Genomic DNA, 17,878 nt, shown 5'->3' on the forward strand with positions numbered 1-17,878 from the left:
GGAATCAACGGTGTGTCCATCCAGCTTACAAGATCTTCACGCCGGAATTTGCAAAATGAATTCCAGTGCTCATTCGACGATTTTTCTCTCAACGTTGCCATCCGGCAATGTTTTCTGACAACTCTGAGAATGACAATCAGGGACCAAAAAACGCTGAGCGATTCTTCGCTCACGGCAGCAGTGAAACGAATCTCGCCGCAAGGCAGGCCCATCAAACGACCCGCTGGCATCTCCTGCCGATGACAAGCTCGCACCGGATTGTGTGCATCGCGACCTTCAATGAATCCTGATCGATTTTTCAAGCAAACGCAGCGCGCTCCTCACAGACAGATCGAACCAGCTGTTCTGACCCTATTGAGTCGGCGCCTCCAAGTTATTGAAAGTAAAACCTAAAAACCACTCCCTCGACCGACTGGTTGACAAGCAATTCCGTTTCTGCTTTTCAATATTTCAAATAAAGTAATATCATTTCATTATATGAAATACTCTGTTTTAACCGGTAGGGAGGCTGGTTTGAAGGACAAGAAGGAAGAGCAAAGCGGTACTTTGCAGACGGTGTCGCGCGCTGTGGCAGTGCTGAGGTGTTTCGACGAGGGAGAGAGATCACTAACGCTTGCTGAGCTGACGGCTCGCACGGGATTGAACAAGGTTACGACCTTCCGGCTTGCCGAAACACTTTTCGCCGAAGGCCTGCTCAACAAGGATGCGCGCACGGGCATCTATTCGATTTCGTACGGACTGATTTCGATGGCACGAGCGCTGCTCGATCCTTCGGGCCTGATCTCCCGTGCCCAACCGATCATTCAGGCAGCACGCGAGGCCACCGGCGAAACCGTCGACATCAACCTGCGCGAAGGACGTGAAGCCGTGGTCGTGAGCGAGATTCACTCACCTCAGCCCGTTCGATACACACTCGGTCAGGGTTTTCGTGCAGACCTGCGTGTTGGGGCTGCAGGTTGGGCAATCCTGTCACAACTTCCCGAAGAGGAAACTGAAAACATTCTGGCTGCCTCGGACATTCGCCTGGCCGATGGCGGGGACTTGTCGCCTGAGCTCATCCGATCTGGATTGGAAAAAGCCCGCGCGGAAGGATTTGCAACCACGGAAGGCCAGCGCGTTCCCGATGCTGCCGGCTACGCGGCGGCTTTCCGGGGCCCCAACGGTACGGTTATGGGGTCAATTGCCATCATCATGCCGTCCAGCCGCAACCGCAAACCGGAACGAAAAGAATTGTTCGCGGCAACTGTTCGCAGATCGGCTGACGAGTTGAGCAACATCTTGGGATCGGAGCGGTCCGTTGCTTAACAAAACGCAGCCCCAACCGAGGCAACAGGACAGCGCGGATCAGGCAACCGGTCCGCTGCGCGGCCTCAAGGTTCTGGACATCGCAACCATCATAGCCGGGCCTCTGGCCGGCGGCCTGCTCGCAGATTTCGGTGCTGACGTACTGAAAGTCGAAATGCCTGGCGATGGTGACGGATTGCGGGCCCTTCGCCCCCACAAGAATGGCGTCTCGCTGTGGGCCAAGGTCATCAACCGCAACAAGAAGGGAATAACTCTTGATCTGCGCACGCAGGAAGGCGTCGAGATCGTCAAGAGCCTGGTTCAGGAATGCGATGTTCTCATCGAAAATTTCCGTCCGGGCACCATCGAGAAATGGGGGATCGGACCGGAAGATCTGTGGGCAGTCAATCCCAACCTGACGATCCTTCGGGTAAGCGCTTTTGGCCAAAAGGGTCCATATGCAAATCGCCCCGGCTTTGCGCGCGTTGCCGACGCCATGTCAGGTTTCCTGTCGCTGTGTGGACAGGCTGACGGCGCACCCATGCATCCGGGCTACCCAATCGCCGACTCGGTAACTGGCCTCTTTGGTGCACTTGGAATTCTGATGGCTCTTCTGGAACGGCACGCAAACCCGGACGCAAAGGGACAAGTTGTCTCCGTATCGCTGTTTGAATCGATGTTCCGCATCCTCGATTTTCTGCCGATTGAATACGACCAGTTGGGCGAGATCCGGCAACGGACCGGCAATCGCAATCCCTACGCCGCTCCGGGCAATTGCTACCAGGCGCGCGATGGTCAGTGGTGCACGGTCGCAGCCAGCACTCAGACCTTGTTCGAACGGCTTGCATCCGCAATAGGTCGTGAGGACCTGATCATCGATCCACGCTTCCAGACCAATGTTTTGCGTCTGCAATACGCGGATCAGTTGGACGAGATTATCGGTGACTGGTTCGCGCAACGGAGCGCGGAGGAAGCCTGCGGCGAATTGGAGGCTTTCAGCGTGACCGCCGCCAAGGTTCGAACGATCGACGAGCTTTTCACCGACCCGCAGGTGATTGCCAACCAGATGATCGTGGGTCTGGAAGACGACGAACTGGGATCAGTGCGTATGCAGGGCGTAACCCCGAATTTCTCGCGCACCCCCGGGTCCGTTCATTCGCCCGGCCCCGCTCTCGGCGCGGATAACAACACCATATATGCCGGCCGCCTTGGCCTGAGCGAAGCAGAAATCACAACCCTGCGGAACAAGCAGGTGATCTGACGAATAACAAAACCAATGGGAGGATTGGCAACATGAAAAAGATACTGGCAACGCTCGGAATAATAACGACAGCAACCCTTGTTCCCGTGTCCGGACAGGCGACCGACAAGACTCAAATCTCGCTGATCACAGGCCCGTTTGGCACCGGTTCCTATGTTCTTGGCAATGCGGTTGAACAAATCGTCGCCAAACACTCAGACAAGGTGCAGGTCACCTCTTCGGAAACCCCCGGACTGGTTTACAACGCCAAGCAGCTGAACAGAGATCCGGACATGAAGAAAAACACCTTCATGGCTTTCACAACCGGGATCAACTACCTGGCTACCAGCGGCCAGAAACCTTTCGATAACAAGCTGCCGGACGTCAAGCTGATCGGCAACTACCTGCTCGGTTCGGTTTGGCTTGCCACCTTCGATCCTGGAATAAAGAGCGCCGCCGACCTTGAAGGCAAGACGATTGCTCTAGGACGACCGCCGCAGATCCTGTGGACCATTGAGCCCATGCACATCATTCGTGATGGCTGGCAGATGGAGGACAAGATCACCATCGAGCGCCTGGGTACCAAGGACGCTGCACAGGCACTGCTCAACGGCTCCGTGGATGCGGCGATTGTCGGTGGATATGCAGACCCGTTGACCGGCGAATTCAAGCCAAGCCCTCAAACGGTGGAACTGCTGGCTGCTGGCAAAAAGCTCTACCACATTCCGTGGGGCAAGGATGCCGTACAGGCCGTCATCGACAAAGGCATTGCCATGAATCACCTGTCTGTTCCGGCTGGATCCGTTGAGGGAGTTGATAGCGATCTTGACGGTTTCTTCGACGCAATCGCGTGGGTGTCCTATCCTGAACTCGACGACGACGCGGCTTATGAAGTTACCCGGACGCTGATCGACAATGTTGGCCAGTTCGGTGACTATCACGCGCTCGGAAAACTGATGTCGGCCAAGTCCCTCGCCTATGGCTGGGATCCCGAGAACATCCATCCTGGTGCCCTGCGGGCCTATCGAGAAGCCGGAATCATAGAATAAGTGCGCCGGAGGGAGGCCGGATGATGTCCGCAGACACAGCAAATGCAACGGGCGACAGCCTGCGCGGTCTCGCCCGCCGCGCCTTGATGATCCTCGGACTTTGCATGGTGCTCTACCACCTGATCAGCGCACAATTCCTGCTGATCGGGAGCATCGAGAACCAGAACATCCATCTGGCCTTCGTCTTCTCAATGGTGTTTCTGTCGGCGATGGCGGCAAGCCCGACGCGCCTGCACTTCGCGATCAACGGCCTGTTGCTGGCTGCCGGTCTCGCCGTAACGGCCTATGTCGGCTTCAATCTGAACCATCTGGAAGAACTATACGGATTTCCCGAGCCGATGGACGTCTTTGTCGGCGTCGTCATCGTCCTTCTCGCTCTGGAAGGAACCCGCCTCGCCTGGGGCTGGACCCTTCCGATTGTCGCCGCCGTGTTCGTTGCCTACTTCCTGTTGGGACACTTGATTCCAGGACCGCTCTTCCATCGTCCCTTCAGCTTCGACTACGTTGTTTCTTACCTGTCGATCGGCCTTTCGGGTGTTTACGGGAACTTTCTGTCCATCTCCGCCAATCAGATCTTTCTGTTTGTGGTGTTCGGCGCGCTGCTCAGCGTCATGAACGTCACGGACGCTCTCAACGAAATCGGAAAACTGGCCGGTGCACGGCTACGGGGAGGTCCCGGCCAGACAGCGGTGATTTCAAGCTCGCTTGTCGGCATGGTTTCAGGAGCTTCTGTTGCCAATGTCGCAATCACGGGCGCGTTCACAATTCCTTACATGAAACGCGTCGGATATTCAGGAGCGCTTGCCGGAGGCATCGAGGCAACAGCCTCAACGGGAGGTCAGTTGATGCCGCCGGTGATGGGAGCCGCCGCATTCCTGATGGCCTTTTTTGTCGGCGTGCCGTACGCGGACATCATGCTGGCCGGCATTCTTCCGGCAATCCTGTTCTATCTCGGTGTCATGGCGGCAGTGCAATATGTTTCCGTTGCCGAAGACATTGAGCCCCCCCATGAAGCTGCCGATCTTGGATTGATTGCGCGCGGACTACCGCTCTTCATCATTCCGGTCGGGATCATCACCGTGCTTCTCCTCTTGCGCATGAGCCCGGCCGTGGCGGCTTTCTGGGCAATCCTGGCGGCCTTTGTACTCAGTTTCTTCAGGCCTGGCCCAAAGCCAACCGTGAACGAGTTTCTGGAAGCTTTGACCAACGGCGCAGCGGTCGGAGCAAAAATTGGCATTTCGCTATGCGTTGTCGGGCTCATTTCGCAGACACTGATCACAACTGGCCTCGGTGCCAAGATTGCCGGGCTGGTCGAACTGTTGAGCGCCGGAAACATGCTCATGGGTCTGGTGATCACGATGATCGTATCGATCATCCTTGGGTGCGGCGTGCCACCTGTGGCTGCCTACAGCCTCGTTGCCATCGTCGCTGTACCCACATTGATCAAGATGGGTGTTCCGGTGATTTCCGCGCACTTCTTCTGCTTCTATTTCGCCATTCTGTCCGCGGTCACCCCGCCTGTCGCCCTCGGAGCCCTGGCGGCTTCGGCCATATCCGGAGCCAACTACTTCACCACGTCGCTGAAAGCCTTCAAACTTTCGATCGCGGGCTTCATCATCCCCTACCTGATCGTCTTCAATCCGCTGCTCAACTTACGTTCGGAGAGCGCAATGACCACCGTTCTCTCCTTGATCGCCATACCGGTGGCCCTGCTCACAATGACGATGTTGATCTACGGTGTGCAGAAGATCTGGTTGACCGCGATGGAGAGACTTTTCGCCCTGGTCGCCTGCGTATCCATGTTTGGATACGCAACATTCGGTCACGATCACTGGGGCGTTGCAGGTATCGCACTATTCGGCGTTGGTTTCACCGGCTTTGTGGCTCTTCTCGTCAGCCAGCATGTCAGGGCAAAAGCACCGGTCAAGAATGTGACGGCTTGAACTGAACAGTTGATAAACGCTCTGAGAGGCAGAAGTCGACAAAATCTCATCGTGCAACAGCCAATGGCACTGCTGACCAGTTTTCCGACAAGTATCGTTTCTGAATGCAAACGCAAAAAAACCGGCGCAAGGCCGGTTTTTTTGTCGTACCAAACTCCTGAGAGAATGGTGCGGTCGAGAAGACTCGAACTTCCACGGGTTTTACCCCACAGCGACCTCAACGCTGCGCGTCTACCAATTCCGCCACGACCGCTTATTCGATTGTTTTCGGCGCCTCTCAGCGTCGAGGCGCCCCATGTAGCAAAAGGAATTTAGGGGCGCAAGTACTGAAATGGCAATAATTCACAGGCATGCAAAATTTCTTTTGAAAGCAGCTCATTATCGCTCATAGCGGCCCGTCGGTCCGCATGGGCCTGATCTCTGGTGCACGCATCAGAACTTCCGTGATGGAAATACCGATCCGTTCGCCCAGCAACACCACCTGTCCTCTGGCAACAAGCGTGTTGTTCGCATAAATCTTCACGTCGTCATCCTCGTTGACGTCGAGGTCGATGACCGCGCCGCGGCCCATGCGCAAAAGCTGATGGACCGGCATTTCGGACTCACCGAGAACGACGGAAATATCGACTTTGATTTCATCAAAGGTGGTCATCGGACGCTTGGTTCCTTAAATAGGCGATACCCGCCAGCGCTTAACCATACCACGGCCCGGCAAGCCAGCTCAAAAAACAAAGAACTGTCATCCACATGTCACCTGACGAAAGAGACAACCTATCCGTCAATTTCCTGCCGAAAACGGGCGATGCACCGGTCGAATGGAAGATTTCCGACGAACTCGTTGACTATGAGACCGCCCTGGCCGCGATGGACGAACGGGTGAAGAGAATCATCGATGGCGAAGCTCGCGAGCAGGTCTGGCTGCTGGAACACCCACCCATCTACACCGCGGGAAAGAGAGCCGACGACAGTGATCTGGTCGCGCCCGATCGGTTTCCGGTCTATCGGACAGGTCGCGGTGGCCAGCACACCTATCATGGCCCGGGTCAAAGGGTTGCCTATGTCATGCTGGATCTGAGGCGGCGGTATCAGGATGTGCGTGCCTTTGTGTCTGCGCTTGAGGCATGGCTGATCAACACGCTCTGGAACTACCACATTCGAGGCGAGCGTCGGGAAGATCGTGTTGGTGTATGGGTTCGCCGTCCCGAAAAGGGCACTAATGTGGAAGACAAGATCGCAGCCATCGGCATTCGGCTGCGCAAATGGGTCACGTTTCACGGCATAAGCTTCAACGTCGAACCGGAGCTGGAGCATTTTTCCGGCATCGTTCCGTGCGGCATTACCGAGCATGGCGTCACCAGCCTGGTCGACCTGGGCATACCCGTCACGATGGCCGAGAACGATTCCGTGCTGCGTGGCGAATTTGAGAAGATTTTTGGACCTGTTGAAGCTATCTAGAGGGGCGGTCAGTCCTGATTGCCTGCTTCACTTTCCTGGCAGGTTTCAAGAAAGGACTGTAACCGTGCATCCCCACCCGGCTGCCAACCCAGCACTTTCAGTTTACCCGCATCCATGACGCCTAAAGGACCAGGTGCCCGCGCCGGCAAATCCGCCGTGATGTTTCTCACGCGGGCATAGCTTTTGAGAAGGTCCTGCCGGTCGAGAAGAATGTCGGACACGTTGAAAACTTCAAAGCTGTTTCCTTGGGAAGTGTCTCGGTTCAACACCTTCAAAACGGCATCTCCCAGGTCTTCTCCGTGGACTTCGGTTCCAAGCCGCGGAGCAATGTCCTCGCCATTTTCAAAGCGGATGAACAAATCACTCCATTTGTGCTCTCTCAGGCCGGGTGGGCAGCCGTAAACGCCGGTTGCGCGAAGAACACTCCCGACAAACTGCTCATCACACATGGTCCTCAGAGCTTCCTCCCCCGCGAGTTTCACCTGCCCATAAAGCGTCTCAGGTTGCGTCGCCGAACTCTCACTCAAGACAACCCAGTTGCCGGTATCCGTGTAGACAGCCCGGCTGGAGAGAAACACGCAGTGCCGAACACCTGCCTGCTTTGCAGCTTCGAACAAACGCTGCGTTCCTTCGACATTCGCCTGGATGAACCCATGAGGATCGTCGCCCTCGCCTCCACGATATTTACCCGGTTCATGCTGAAACGCACAATGAACGAGCACATCTGCTTCCGGCAGTTCTTCAGACACTTCCGACAGGTCAAACTGACAAAACCTAGTCGTCCAACCTTCCATCGGTTGCCGGCCGAGCACGGTCACGCCATGGCCAAGATCCAGCATCCGTCTGGTAATGAAACGGCCGACAATACCGTTGGCACCGGTAATGAGTACATGCATCAGGAGGTCCCGGAAAAACGCTCACGCGTGGTTGGCTTTGAAGTCTGCCCGACAAGGGCGCGAGTCGGAGTTCTTATACTCCAACAGCGTGCGGCAAACGAAGGGCTTACAAAGTTCCAGGTCCAGGGTCAGCAAGCTGCGAAACGTTTTCCGGTATCCCCTTGCCTGTTGCGTAGGCCTGCCAGAGTTCAATCAGCGGGCGAACAAGATCTGCCCTTTCATGATTTTCCTGCCAGGGTTTTTCATACTGAAAATGCAGGATGTGAATGTCGCTCCATCGCCAAAGGTCAGGCAGATTGAACCAGACATACTGCAACATGTTGTAGAAAACCGGCAGGCCGTGCCAGTCGGGAAAGTAGGTTTCGAGGAAGGTCTGGTCCGTGCGACGCCAAAATACACCGGGTTGATCCAGCTTTTTCAGCATGTCGTTGAAAGTCGCAATGCTCGGCTCAGCGGTGAAAACACCACTGTTGAGCCGGTGAAAATCGGCGACACTCTCATAAACATTCGGCGCTGCACAGAATTGGGGATAAGCAAACAGTTTGTCGCAGTTCTTCAGAACAAGCGCGTCCGCATCGATGAAAACCACCTTCTCGTATTCCGTCAGTTGCCAAAGTCGCAGCTTGACGAAATTGTCGAGCGGTGTGTGAAACACGGGTTTGCCGCCCTTGGAGAAAGGTGCTGCCTTGTGCAGTCGGCCTCGTTCGTGACGTTCGTTGAACGCCGCAGAAGTCGGCAACCGCTGGCAACATCCCAATCGAGGCTCAAACTCGTGCAGCGTCTCAAGGTCTCGTGGGTCGACACCCGGGGTGAAAAGCACGACGAGATCGGATTCGGTGCAGGTTCGGCGAAGCGACCGCAAAAGTGCGGTCGCCCCCAGAACATAATCCCTGTTGGTGACCAGCGTGACGTAAGCAGTCTTGCTGGCCGGGGCCCGGTCGAACGCGGGAACATCAACCATCTCAGGTCCTCAGGAAACCGACTTGAGACGCGGGTGCTCCGGATCATGTTCGATTTCTTCGGCAATTTCCTTCGTCCAGGCGGAAACCGCTGGAACCCGGCTGCGATCAACCCTGTAGGCAAACGTTTTTGCCACATCGACAACTTCACCCAACAGGCCGTCTTCCAGCGTGATTGGATTGAGACCAAGCTCCAGAAACTGCTTGTTTTCCACCACCAGCTCGTTCTCAGGTGCTTCTTTACGCGGGTTCGGCAGGTAGGCAACCTTTGCGCCTGTCAAACGGGAGATCAGCTCCGCCAGGTCCCTCACCCGGTGGGTTTCAGTCATTTGATTGAAAACCTTCACCCGGTCACCCTTTTGCGGTGGATTTTTCAAGGCAATCTCGATGCAGCGCACCGAGTCCTGAATATGGATAAAGGCCCTTGTTTGCCCACCCGTACCATGAACAGTCAGAGGATAATCGATAGCTGCCTGAATGAGAAAGCGGTTCAGAACGGTTCCATAATCACCGTCGTAGTCAAATCTGTTGATCAGTTGCTTGTGGCGCAGCGTCTGCTCAGTATGGGTGCCCCAGACAATTCCCTGGTGCAGGTCAGTGATCCTCAACGCATCATTCTTGGCGTAGAACTGGAAGAGCAGCTGATCAAGACACTTGGTCATGTGATAGATCGAGCCGGGATTGGCAGGATAAAGGATTTCCTGATTGGCCTTCTCACCGGAAAGCGTCTCGACATCGACCCCCAGATAGCCTTCGGGGATAGCCGCGCCGACATTGGAGTATCCGTAAACGCCCATCGTCCCCAGATGGACCAGATGAGCATCGAGCTCCAGATCGACCATGGCATTCAGCAGATGGTGGGTGGCGTTGACGTTGTTGTTGACCGTGTAGTTCTTGTGCCTGTCCGACTTCATTGAGTATGGCGCGGCGCGCTGCTCGGCAAAATGGATAATCGCATCGGGACGGTTCTCTGACAGCCAGGCTTTGAAGACTTCATATTCCTCGGCGATATCGATGAGATGGAATCGAATGGTCTTTCCGGTTTCCTGTTTCCAGATACGCACACGTTCTTGAATGGAATCCATCGGTGTGAGCGATTGCACGCCTAGTTCGGCATCGATCCAGCGGCGGCTCAAATTGTCGATGATATGAACTTCATGCCCCTGGTCGGATAAATGCAGGGAAGTTGGCCAACCAACAAAACCGTCGCCACCGAGAATCGCAATCTTCACGAGAAATCTCCTAGGTTACTCAACACAGGGCCCGGCAGCACGGATCATGCGGCTCAAAGTCCTGATTGTTCCACGCGAGAAATCAGATCATTGCGATATTTCAATGACAACTCAACATTGAATTTCGTAATTGATACACAGCAAGCAAATCGCCACGAACGGCTAGATCGTATCGCGAATGGCAAAAACGCCATTTTCCGGATCTACCGGATCGAGATCCTTGATGGTTGTGACCCGGGCAAAGGAAGGTCCTTGCCACAACACATCGAGCATATCGACGACCGTATCCGACGGGCCGAAAAACACAGCCTCAACGGCTCCGGATCGTCGATTTCGAACCCATCCGGATAGATTGCGCGCTTCTGCCTCTCCAGCGCACCAAGCCCTGTAACCCACTCCTTGCACCCGGCCTTCAATCAGAACATGAACGTTCAAGGGATCGGCGGTCATTGGGCCCTCCAATCAACAAAACAGGAGAATCATAAATCAAGACCGCCGATTCCGGAAATTTCGCGAGTTTCAATTCGTGAATTCAGACTTCACCGGCAGCGGTTTGCCGCGCGGTTCGCTTCTGTTCCTCCAGCATCACAAGCAGTGAAGCTCCCACAATCACCAAGGCTCCGGGCCAGAATGCTCCGGTCGGCGCAAAGCCGAAAGCGAGAAAACCGACTGCAATGTTCAACGGCAGTTTCAGATGATCGAATGGCTGAACAAATGCGGCATCCGCCTTCTGATAGGCAAGTGTCAGAAGGTAGTTGGCGAGAACAGTCAGAACCCCTGCCCCCACCAGCAGCCAAAGCGCTGTTCCGGATGGCACAATCCCTCCATCGCCCAGCGCCAGAAGGGCGTTGACCGGCGTCAGCAGCAACAAGAGATACAGCGTTATGGAATCGGCCTGCTCCGTTCTGGTCAGCTTCTTCGTAACCAGGGACGTTCCTGCCCAGAATGCGGCAGCCCCTATCGGCAACACGGCTCCCCAGCTAAAGGCTTCCGTCCAGGGCTGAAGGATCACCATGCCACCGGAAAAGCCCGCAAAGGTCGCGAGCCAGCGAACCATACCGACCCGCTCACCAAAAAACAGTTTGGCACCGATTATGACAAAGAATGGAGAGGTCATCACCAGGGCGATTGCTTGCCAGATCTCGACACGAGCAAGACCGGCGACCCAAAGTTGGATGCCGACAACGGCAAGTGCGCCGCGCAGCAAGTGCCAGCCAATCTGGTTTGTCTTCAAGGCCGTGCGGCCTCTGCGCAATACCCACGGCAGTGCCACCAGCAGGCCAAGCGCGTATTGCCAGAATGCTGCTGAAGTGGATGGCACGCCAAGCTGCATGGTGGATGCCTGCAATGCTCCGTTGACGAGCGCAAACGATGCGCCAGCACCAACCATGGCCAACGCGGCAAGCAGCGGTCTTTGAGTAAAAGTTGCCGAAGGTTCCGTCATGTTTCAGGTCCGTTCCAGTTCATTTTCCAGAACAGCCCCAAAAGACACGCGCCCGCCAGCTCTCACTGAAGAGCCCGCAACCAAGTTCTCTATCATCCGGACTATAACCGTCGGCTCCGGCCTCACACCGGATCTGCTGACCCTTGGCACATTTCCGATTGTACCAAGGCGCTCGCGGGCTCCAGGTTTCCCTGATACCGCCGGTGGGGACTTCCACCCCGCCCCGAGAACTGTTCTCTGCCCAGTTATCTAACTTCGATTTTTCACAATGACAATGATAACCGCATCAAATTTTCAGTATCACTGAAACATTCGTTGCGCGAGAACCCAACCTGTGTGCCAGGGTCCGGTTGCACATTGCTTGCGACCGGACATTTTCGTGAAAAGCGTCCGGCCGCAATGGAAATCAGCCATTGGTCTTCCAAAGCTACCCCAGATGTCGGACGATCTCGGCTGGTTGCTGCGCGATCAGAATCGGATCTTCTACTGCCAGTTCTTCATGGCTTCCGTACCCCCAAAGCACGCCAATGCTCGCGACTTTGTTGGCATTGGCTCCGATGAGGTCGTGCTTACGGTCGCCGATCATCACGGTTTCCGACGCTGACAAGCCTTCTTCTTCAAGGATGTGGGCAATCAGCTCCGCCTTGGCGGACCGCTTCCCACTGAGTTCCGAGCCGTAAACCGTTCCGAAATGCGGCATCAGCTCGAAGTGCTCCACAATCTTGCCGGCATATGCATGAGGTTTTGAGGTACACACGTGCAGGCGATACCCCGCATCACGCAGAGCCTGCAAAGCTTCAGGAATTCCTTCGATCAATGTGTTCTCGAACAGGCCCGTAACCGTGTACCGCTCTCGATAAAGAGCCACCGCCTCATCCAGTTTTACGCGCTCGTCTGTTTTCAAAAGAACTTCAAAACTGTCCCAGAGCGGCGGCCCGATACACCAACGCAAGTCACCGGCGTCCGGTACAGGAGCATCCAACTTGTCCAGGGCATATTGAATGGAACGGGTTATGCCGTCGAAAGGGTCTGTGAGTGTCCCATCAAGGTCAAACAGGATAGTCGAATACGCCATGCACCCTCCGCAGAAAACAAAACGGCCCGTGACTCGTCTGTCACAGGCCGTTGAAGTACCGAGCGAAACGGTTAGCTGTCAATCACTGTTCGATCAGGAAAATTCCATGATCACGGCATCAACCGCCAGGCTGTCTCCCGGGTCCGCCTTGATAGCGGAAACAACGCAATCTCGCTCTGCGCGCAACACGTTTTCCATTTTCATTGCCTCGACAACAGCGAGCTGTTCACCTGCCTTGACTTCCTGCCCTTCGCTCACCGCGATCGAAACGACCAATCCCGGCATCGGACAAAGCAGCATCTTGGAAGTATCGGGCGGCAGCTTCTCCGGCATCAACTGGTCGAGTTCCGCAATGCGCGGTGTCATGACCTTGGCCAGAATGGAATAACCCTGCCAATCCAGTCGATAGCCGCCAGTCACCTGTCTGACCTGAACCGTCACTTCGCGAGAGCCGACTTTACCGGCCCAGATGTGGTCCCCTGGAGACCAGTCCGATTCCACATTGATGACAGGCCCCTCTCCAATGGCAACGTCCAGTTCCACCGGTGTTCCAGGATAGCCTGCCGCCAATCGGATTGGCACATAGGTCTTGTCCAGTTTGACCACCCACTCTTCGCGGATCGCTCCGGAATGTTGCCGAAGACGTCCCGGCAAATGGTCCAGCCTCTCCCGCTCCAGCGCTCCCATGGAAAGGGCAACAGCGGAAAGAACCGCATTGGCCTCATCATTAGGAACCGCATTTGAAAAGCCGTCAGGATACTCGTCAGCAATGAAACTTGTCGCCAGCTCGCCTGAACGCCAGCGCGGATGGTTCATCAATGCTGTCAGGAACGGAACGTTGTGCTGAATGCCGTCAACATAGAAGGCATCAAGCGCCGAACTCATGGCTTCGATTGCCTCCGCACGTGTCGGGGCATGCGTGATCAGCTTTGCGATCATCGGATCGTAGAACATTGAGATTTCGGATCCTTCGACAACACCCGTGTCATTGCGGATCGTAAGCGTCTCGGTAGACATCTCTTCCGGCGGCTGATAGCGAACAAGACGGCCGATCGACGGCAGGAAGTTCCTGTACGGATCCTCTGCGTAAATGCGGCTCTCAACAGACCAGCCGTTCAGCTTCACGTCAGCCTGCCCAATCGACAGTTCTTCGCCTGCAGCGACCCTAATCATCTGTTCGACGAGGTCGACGCCGGTGATCAGCTCAGTCACCGGGTGCTCCACCTGCAATCGGGTGTTCATTTCAAGGAAGTAAAAACTCTTGTCCTGACCGGCAACAAACTCAACCGTACCGGCGCTGTCGTAATCGACGGCTTTTGCAAGGGCGACGGCCTGTTCGCCCATCTTGCGGCGGGTTTCCTCATCCAGAAGCGGCGACGGCGCTTCCTCGATCACTTTCTGATTGCGCCGCTGGATCGAACATTCACGTTCTCCCAGATAAATCGCGTTTCCGTGCTTGTCACCCAGAACCTGGATTTCAATGTGACGCGGGTTTTCGATGAATTTCTCAACGAAAACACGGTCATCACCGAAGGAAGACGCTGCTTCGGACTTCGACCTTGCATAGCCATCACGCACTTCATCCGCGTTCCAGGCGATCCGCATGCCCTTGCCACCGCCGCCGGCTGACGCCTTGATCATCACCGGAAAGCCGATGTCTTCGGCAATCTGCACCGCATGGTCCGGCGTTTCGATGACGCCGAGATATCCTGGCACCGTGCTGACATTTGCATCATTGGCAAATTTCTTGGATTCGATCTTGTCGCCCATCGCCTCAATCGCACGCGGATTGGGACCGATCCATACAATCCCTTCCTTGGCGAGGGCTTCGGGAAAACTTGCCCGTTCCGACAGGAAACCATATCCGGGGTGAACCGCCTCGGCACCGGTTTCCTTGCAGGCAGCGATGATCTTCTCGGCGATGAGATAGGACTCTGCTGCGGCAGCCGGACCGATGTGAACCGCCTCGTCAGCCATTTCAACATGCAAGGCATCCCGGTCGGCGTCTGAATAGACGGCAACGGTCTTTATGCCCATGCGGCTCGCTGTCTTGATAACCCGGCACGCTATCTCGCCCCGGTTGGCGACAAGGATTTTCGAGAACATGTATTTCCACCCAACTGGATCGTTTTTTCGTTTGTAAGACGCGCCATACGGCGGCGCAACTTATCCAAAGGGCGAGAGGTGTTTTACGGATGGAGATCATCCGTCGATCGCCGAAACGGTAGTTCGATCATTCGTCCGCAGATTTACCGCCCGTCAGGATTGTTCCTCTTACGTTATTTTAACAATAGATTGGCACAACTACCAAGATTTCGCTTGGGAGGATTTATGAATAAGGCCGCTACGATTGTTCTGATTGCGTCCACCGTACTGTCGAGCGGTGCCATGGGCAAAACAGTCGGCAAGTGGAACAGTGGAAAGGTCGACGGTTTTACACGCTATTGGACAACCAATAACGTTGGCGCAAACTTTGTGGTCTGGTGCCATCCGGAGCGCAAAGTCAATGGCACACTTCTGCATATTGAGATCGAAGGCAAAACGCCTCCTCCCGAGTCTCGTATCAAACTGATCCTCGATCAGGAGATTCTGGACCTGCCCGTCAACAATCAAGGCTACGTCAGCAGTGCCTGTGCCACATGCGCGGACAGTTTCGGCTACGTCTGGCACAAGTTGAGATCAGCCCAGACGATGGCGGTCAAATTCAACGACGACAGTTATGCGGGATTTTCCCTGAAAGGCGCCCAAACAATCCTTCCGGGGACCGTTTGCCCCACGGACTGGGAAAAACGAAACTAACCGGATTTCATAGGTTTACGCTCGTTATTCCCAACTTCTTCCTAGCTCACGTGTCACACTGACACGAAAAGACCACACCACCTGCCAACTCATGAACGCGCTTTTTGTGGTGACGGTCACACCCTTGCTGTGAAGTCTGCTGCACACTTAAATTTGTAACTGACGTAAAGGTAAGATCTGTTAGCTTCAAGTTAGCGTAGAAATCGATAAGCACATTCTTGCCCGGAAAATACGGGAGGTAACTCAATGCGAAAGACACATCTGCTGACAGCCAGCCTTGCGCTTGGCAGCATTTTTTTGACAACGGCTGCTGAAGCGCGGCCGGATTTGCGGCAACTGACCTGTTCACAAGCCCAGAACATGGTTCGCCAGCACGGTGCTGTGGTGTTTACGACCGGCCAGTACACATATTCAATGTTCGTCTCAAACCGAAGCTACTGCGATTACAATCAGGTTCTTTTTGTCCAATACGGCCCAACCCGGGACAACCGCAAATGCCCTGTTGCCTATGAATGCAAAGAACCTCTGTTCCAACGCGGCTTCAACCGCTGGGACTAAAACGAATACGGGCCGGAAAGCCGGCCCGCTCGTGTATGTTTTTTTCGCTCGGAACGATATCGTTATAGTGGAATATTGTCGTGTTTCTTCCACGGCAACTCCGCTTTCTTGGACCGAAGCAGTGCCAAGGCTTTTGCCACCCGTCGGCGCGTTGAGTGCGGGCGGATGACATCATCGATGTAACCACGCTCTGCTGCAACGAACGGATTGGCAAACCGGTCCTCGTAATCCTTCGTCCGCTTCGCAATCTTGTCCGCGTCTCCAAGTTCTGTACGGTACAGGATCTCGACGGCTCCTTTCGCCCCCATCACGGCAATCTCGGCAGATGGCCATGCATAGTTGATGTCGCCACTGATATGCTTTGAGCTCATGACGTCATAGGCGCCGCCATAGGCCTTGCGGGTGATGACAGTAATTTTCGGAACGGTTGCCTCCGAATAGGCAAAGAGCAGCTTTGCTCCGTGCTTGATCAGACCGCCATACTCTTGCGACGTGCCCGGCAAGAAGCCCGGGACATCCACAAACGTCACAATCGGGATACTGAAACAGTCGCAGAAGCGGACAAACCGGGCCGCCTTCCGGCTGGCATCGGAATCAAGAACACCGGCAAGTACCATCGGCTGGTTGGCGATGATGCCGACAGTGCGGCCCTCCATACGACCGAAACCCGTGATGATGTTTGCAGCGAAATTCGCCTGCAACTCGTAGAAATCACCTTCATCAACCGTTTTCAGGACAAGCTCTTTCATGTCATAGGGCTTGTTCGGGTTGTCAGGGATCAGAGTGTCCAGGCTCATGTCGACCCGGTCCGGATCGTCGTAGTTGGTCAGCTCCGGCAGGTCTGCCTGATTGTTCACCGGCAGAAAATCGATCAGCCGGCGCATTTCCTGCAAAGCCTCAACGTCGTTGTCGAAGGCTCCGTCCGCAATCGAAGACTTGGTCGTGTGGATCGATGCGCCGCCCAGCTCTTCTGCAGTCACAGTCTCATTCGTCACGGTTTTGACGACATCGGGACCGGTCACGAACATGTAGGATGTGTCGCGGACCATGAAAATGAAATCGGTCATCGCCGGGGAATAAACGTCACCGCCGGCACACGGTCCCATGATCAGTGAAATCTGCGGAATGACGCCTGAAGCCAGCACGTTCCTCTTGAAGACCTCGCCATAACCGCCGAGAGCCGCAACGCCTTCCTGAATGCGTGCGCCGCCGGCATCGAACAGGCCAATAATGGGCGCCCTGTTCTGCAGTGCCATGTCCTGCAGCTTGGTGATCTTCTCGGCGTGCGTTTCGGAAAGAGAACCGCCAAAGACAGTGAAGTCTTTCGAGAACACATAGATTGTCCGGCCGTTCACCGTACCCCAGCCTGTCACCACGCCGTCGCCTGGAATGTGCTGTTCCTCCATGCCGAAGTCATTGCAGCGGTGCTGCTTGAACATGTCGAACTCCTCAAAGGAGCCTTGGTCCAGCAGGATTTCGATGCGTTCGCGCGCGGTCAGCTTGCCCTTGGAATGCTGTGAGTCGATGCGGCGCTGTCCGCCGCCCAGGCGTGCCGTTTCGCGGCGCCGTTCCAATTCGGCCAGAACTTCTTTCATCCGGTCCTCCCAATATTCGTTCCCACAGCCCGTACCACGATCCACAAATCCGGCAAAGTCAGCACATGGGCTTATGGAGATTTACTCCGATGTGAAGAATGCCTCAAATTTTGTATGCGACTTCAATAGGAAAGCCTCTGGTCTCCCTCCCTTCAACCGCCTTTCATCAGCAGCAACAAAAGTCGCTCCGCAAAGGGTTTTGAACGATGCCCCCACAACAATGTCATTCGAGACAATCATTCGGCAAACACAGCTCCTTGCAACCAAACGAAGAATGTAAGCGGCGGAAGGAAAAACAACCCCAGGATCAGACTCAACCACCGGTGCGCCTAATTTGCAGGCAGCGTCG

General features: G+C 55.2%; 16 protein-coding genes, 1 tRNA gene and 1 riboswitch. Of the genes, 7 read left to right on the forward strand and 10 right to left on the reverse strand.

Annotated features, from left to right (window positions below; all coding sequences use genetic code 11):
• Positions 1-513 precede the first annotated feature (513 nt).
• Genes ABLO27_RS07045 through ABLO27_RS07060 form a run of 4 tightly spaced genes read left to right on the forward strand, consistent with a single transcriptional unit; the run spans position 514 to position 5,516 of the window.
• A complete protein-coding gene (locus ABLO27_RS07045) occupies positions 514-1,305 on the forward strand; it encodes an IclR family transcriptional regulator (protein WP_353031564.1) in 792 nt (263 codons plus the stop codon).
• The gene (locus tag ABLO27_RS07050; RefSeq protein WP_353031566.1) at positions 1,298-2,545 is read left to right on the forward strand and encodes a CaiB/BaiF CoA transferase family protein; all 1,248 of its coding nucleotides are present in this window, start codon (positions 1,298-1,300) and stop codon (positions 2,543-2,545) included. Before ABLO27_RS07045 ends, ABLO27_RS07050 begins: the two co-directional genes overlap by 8 nt.
• A 32-nt stretch (positions 2,546-2,577) precedes the next feature.
• Entirely contained in the window at positions 2,578-3,573 is a 996-nt protein-coding gene (locus tag ABLO27_RS07055) for a TAXI family TRAP transporter solute-binding subunit (RefSeq protein WP_353031568.1), read from the forward strand.
• Between the two features lie 20 nt (positions 3,574-3,593).
• Entirely contained in the window at positions 3,594-5,516 is a 1,923-nt protein-coding gene (locus ABLO27_RS07060; protein ID WP_353031569.1) for a TRAP transporter permease, read from the forward strand.
• Between the two features lie 166 nt (positions 5,517-5,682).
• Here ABLO27_RS07060 and ABLO27_RS07065 read toward each other — a convergent pair.
• Both ABLO27_RS07065 and ABLO27_RS07070 read right to left on the reverse strand, forming a co-directional pair.
• Positions 5,683-5,769 (reverse strand) — tRNA-Leu (locus ABLO27_RS07065).
• A gap of 132 nt (positions 5,770-5,901) precedes the next feature.
• Entirely contained in the window at positions 5,902-6,168 is a 267-nt protein-coding gene (locus ABLO27_RS07070) for a FliM/FliN family flagellar motor switch protein (RefSeq protein ID WP_352943028.1), read from the reverse strand.
• Positions 6,169-6,263: 95 nt separating this feature from the next.
• On the opposite strand from ABLO27_RS07070, the gene lipB reads away from it, so the two are divergent.
• Positions 6,264-6,971, forward strand: a complete 708-nt coding sequence (gene lipB / locus ABLO27_RS07075; RefSeq protein WP_353031571.1) for a lipoyl(octanoyl) transferase LipB — start codon at positions 6,264-6,266, stop codon at positions 6,969-6,971.
• Positions 6,972-6,979: 8 nt separating this feature from the next.
• On the opposite strand, the gene ABLO27_RS07080 is transcribed toward lipB, so the two are convergent.
• The 7 genes from ABLO27_RS07080 to ABLO27_RS07110 all read right to left on the reverse strand — a co-directional run bounded on the left by ABLO27_RS07080 (position 6,980) and on the right by ABLO27_RS07110 (position 14,683).
• Positions 6,980-7,867, reverse strand: a complete 888-nt coding sequence (locus ABLO27_RS07080; RefSeq protein ID WP_353031573.1) for an NAD-dependent epimerase/dehydratase family protein — start codon at positions 7,865-7,867, stop codon at positions 6,980-6,982.
• A 106-nt stretch (positions 7,868-7,973) separates the two neighbouring features.
• Positions 7,974-8,828, reverse strand: a complete 855-nt coding sequence (locus ABLO27_RS07085) for a glycosyltransferase family 8 protein (protein ID WP_353031575.1) — start codon at positions 8,826-8,828, stop codon at positions 7,974-7,976.
• 9 nt (positions 8,829-8,837) lie between these two features.
• Complete coding sequence (locus tag ABLO27_RS07090; protein WP_353031577.1) at positions 8,838-10,058, reverse strand: NAD-dependent epimerase/dehydratase family protein; 1,221 nt, start codon at positions 10,056-10,058, stop codon at positions 8,838-8,840.
• Between the two features lie 162 nt (positions 10,059-10,220).
• Positions 10,221-10,508, reverse strand: a complete 288-nt coding sequence (locus tag ABLO27_RS07095; protein WP_353031579.1) for an acylphosphatase — start codon at positions 10,506-10,508, stop codon at positions 10,221-10,223.
• An 82-nt stretch (positions 10,509-10,590) separates the two neighbouring features.
• Positions 10,591-11,502, reverse strand: coding sequence for a DMT family transporter (locus tag ABLO27_RS07100; protein WP_353031581.1), 912 nt, complete (start codon positions 11,500-11,502; stop codon positions 10,591-10,593).
• An 80-nt stretch (positions 11,503-11,582) separates the two neighbouring features.
• A riboswitch (FMN riboswitch) is annotated at positions 11,583-11,737 on the reverse strand.
• A 192-nt stretch (positions 11,738-11,929) separates the two neighbouring features.
• Entirely contained in the window at positions 11,930-12,577 is a 648-nt protein-coding gene (locus ABLO27_RS07105; RefSeq protein WP_353031583.1) for an HAD family hydrolase, read from the reverse strand.
• Between the two features lie 93 nt (positions 12,578-12,670).
• On the reverse strand, positions 12,671-14,683 hold the full coding sequence (locus ABLO27_RS07110; RefSeq protein ID WP_353031585.1) for an acetyl/propionyl/methylcrotonyl-CoA carboxylase subunit alpha: 2,013 nt from the start codon (positions 14,681-14,683) through the stop codon (positions 12,671-12,673).
• Positions 14,684-14,908: 225 nt separating this feature from the next.
• On the opposite strand from ABLO27_RS07110, the gene ABLO27_RS07115 reads away from it, so the two are divergent.
• A complete protein-coding gene (locus ABLO27_RS07115) occupies positions 14,909-15,376 on the forward strand; it encodes a hypothetical protein (RefSeq protein WP_353031587.1) in 468 nt (155 codons plus the stop codon).
• A gap of 246 nt (positions 15,377-15,622) precedes the next feature.
• Positions 15,623-15,934, forward strand: coding sequence for a hypothetical protein (locus tag ABLO27_RS07120; RefSeq protein ID WP_352942995.1), 312 nt, complete (start codon positions 15,623-15,625; stop codon positions 15,932-15,934).
• A gap of 62 nt (positions 15,935-15,996) precedes the next feature.
• On the opposite strand, the gene ABLO27_RS07125 is transcribed toward ABLO27_RS07120, so the two are convergent.
• Positions 15,997-17,529 carry an acyl-CoA carboxylase subunit beta gene (locus ABLO27_RS07125; protein WP_353031589.1) on the reverse strand — a complete coding sequence of 511 codons (1,533 nt, stop codon included), beginning with the start codon at positions 17,527-17,529 and terminating at the stop codon, positions 15,997-15,999.
• Between the last annotated feature and the right edge of the window lie 349 nt (positions 17,530-17,878).

Source organism: Roseibium sp. SCP15 (genome assembly GCF_040329435.1).
Taxonomy (GTDB): Bacteria; Pseudomonadota; Alphaproteobacteria; order Rhizobiales; family Stappiaceae; genus Roseibium.

Excerpts from the sequence above, each read along its gene's own strand:
- ABLO27_RS07055 (WP_353031568.1), top strand. The coding sequence starts at position 2,578 with ATGAAAAAGATACTGGCAACGCTCGGAATAATAACGACAGCAACCCTT.
- ABLO27_RS07060 (WP_353031569.1), top strand. The coding sequence starts at position 3,594 with ATGATGTCCGCAGACACAGCAAATGCAACGGGCGACAGCCTGCGCGGT.
- ABLO27_RS07070 (WP_352943028.1), bottom strand. The coding sequence starts at position 6,168 with ATGACCACCTTTGATGAAATCAAAGTCGATATTTCCGTCGTTCTCGGT.
- lipB (WP_353031571.1), top strand. The coding sequence starts at position 6,264 with ATGTCACCTGACGAAAGAGACAACCTATCCGTCAATTTCCTGCCGAAA.
- ABLO27_RS07080 (WP_353031573.1), bottom strand. The coding sequence starts at position 7,867 with ATGCATGTACTCATTACCGGTGCCAACGGTATTGTCGGCCGTTTCATT.
- ABLO27_RS07085 (WP_353031575.1), bottom strand. The coding sequence starts at position 8,828 with ATGGTTGATGTTCCCGCGTTCGACCGGGCCCCGGCCAGCAAGACTGCT.
- ABLO27_RS07095 (WP_353031579.1), bottom strand. The coding sequence starts at position 10,508 with ATGACCGCCGATCCCTTGAACGTTCATGTTCTGATTGAAGGCCGGGTG.
- ABLO27_RS07100 (WP_353031581.1), bottom strand. The coding sequence starts at position 11,502 with ATGACGGAACCTTCGGCAACTTTTACTCAAAGACCGCTGCTTGCCGCG.
- ABLO27_RS07105 (WP_353031583.1), bottom strand. The coding sequence starts at position 12,577 with ATGGCGTATTCGACTATCCTGTTTGACCTTGATGGGACACTCACAGAC.
- ABLO27_RS07110 (WP_353031585.1), bottom strand. The coding sequence starts at position 14,683 with ATGTTCTCGAAAATCCTTGTCGCCAACCGGGGCGAGATAGCGTGCCGG.
- ABLO27_RS07115 (WP_353031587.1), top strand. The coding sequence starts at position 14,909 with ATGAATAAGGCCGCTACGATTGTTCTGATTGCGTCCACCGTACTGTCG.
- ABLO27_RS07120 (WP_352942995.1), top strand. The coding sequence starts at position 15,623 with ATGCGAAAGACACATCTGCTGACAGCCAGCCTTGCGCTTGGCAGCATT.
- ABLO27_RS07125 (WP_353031589.1), bottom strand. The coding sequence starts at position 17,529 with ATGAAAGAAGTTCTGGCCGAATTGGAACGGCGCCGCGAAACGGCACGC.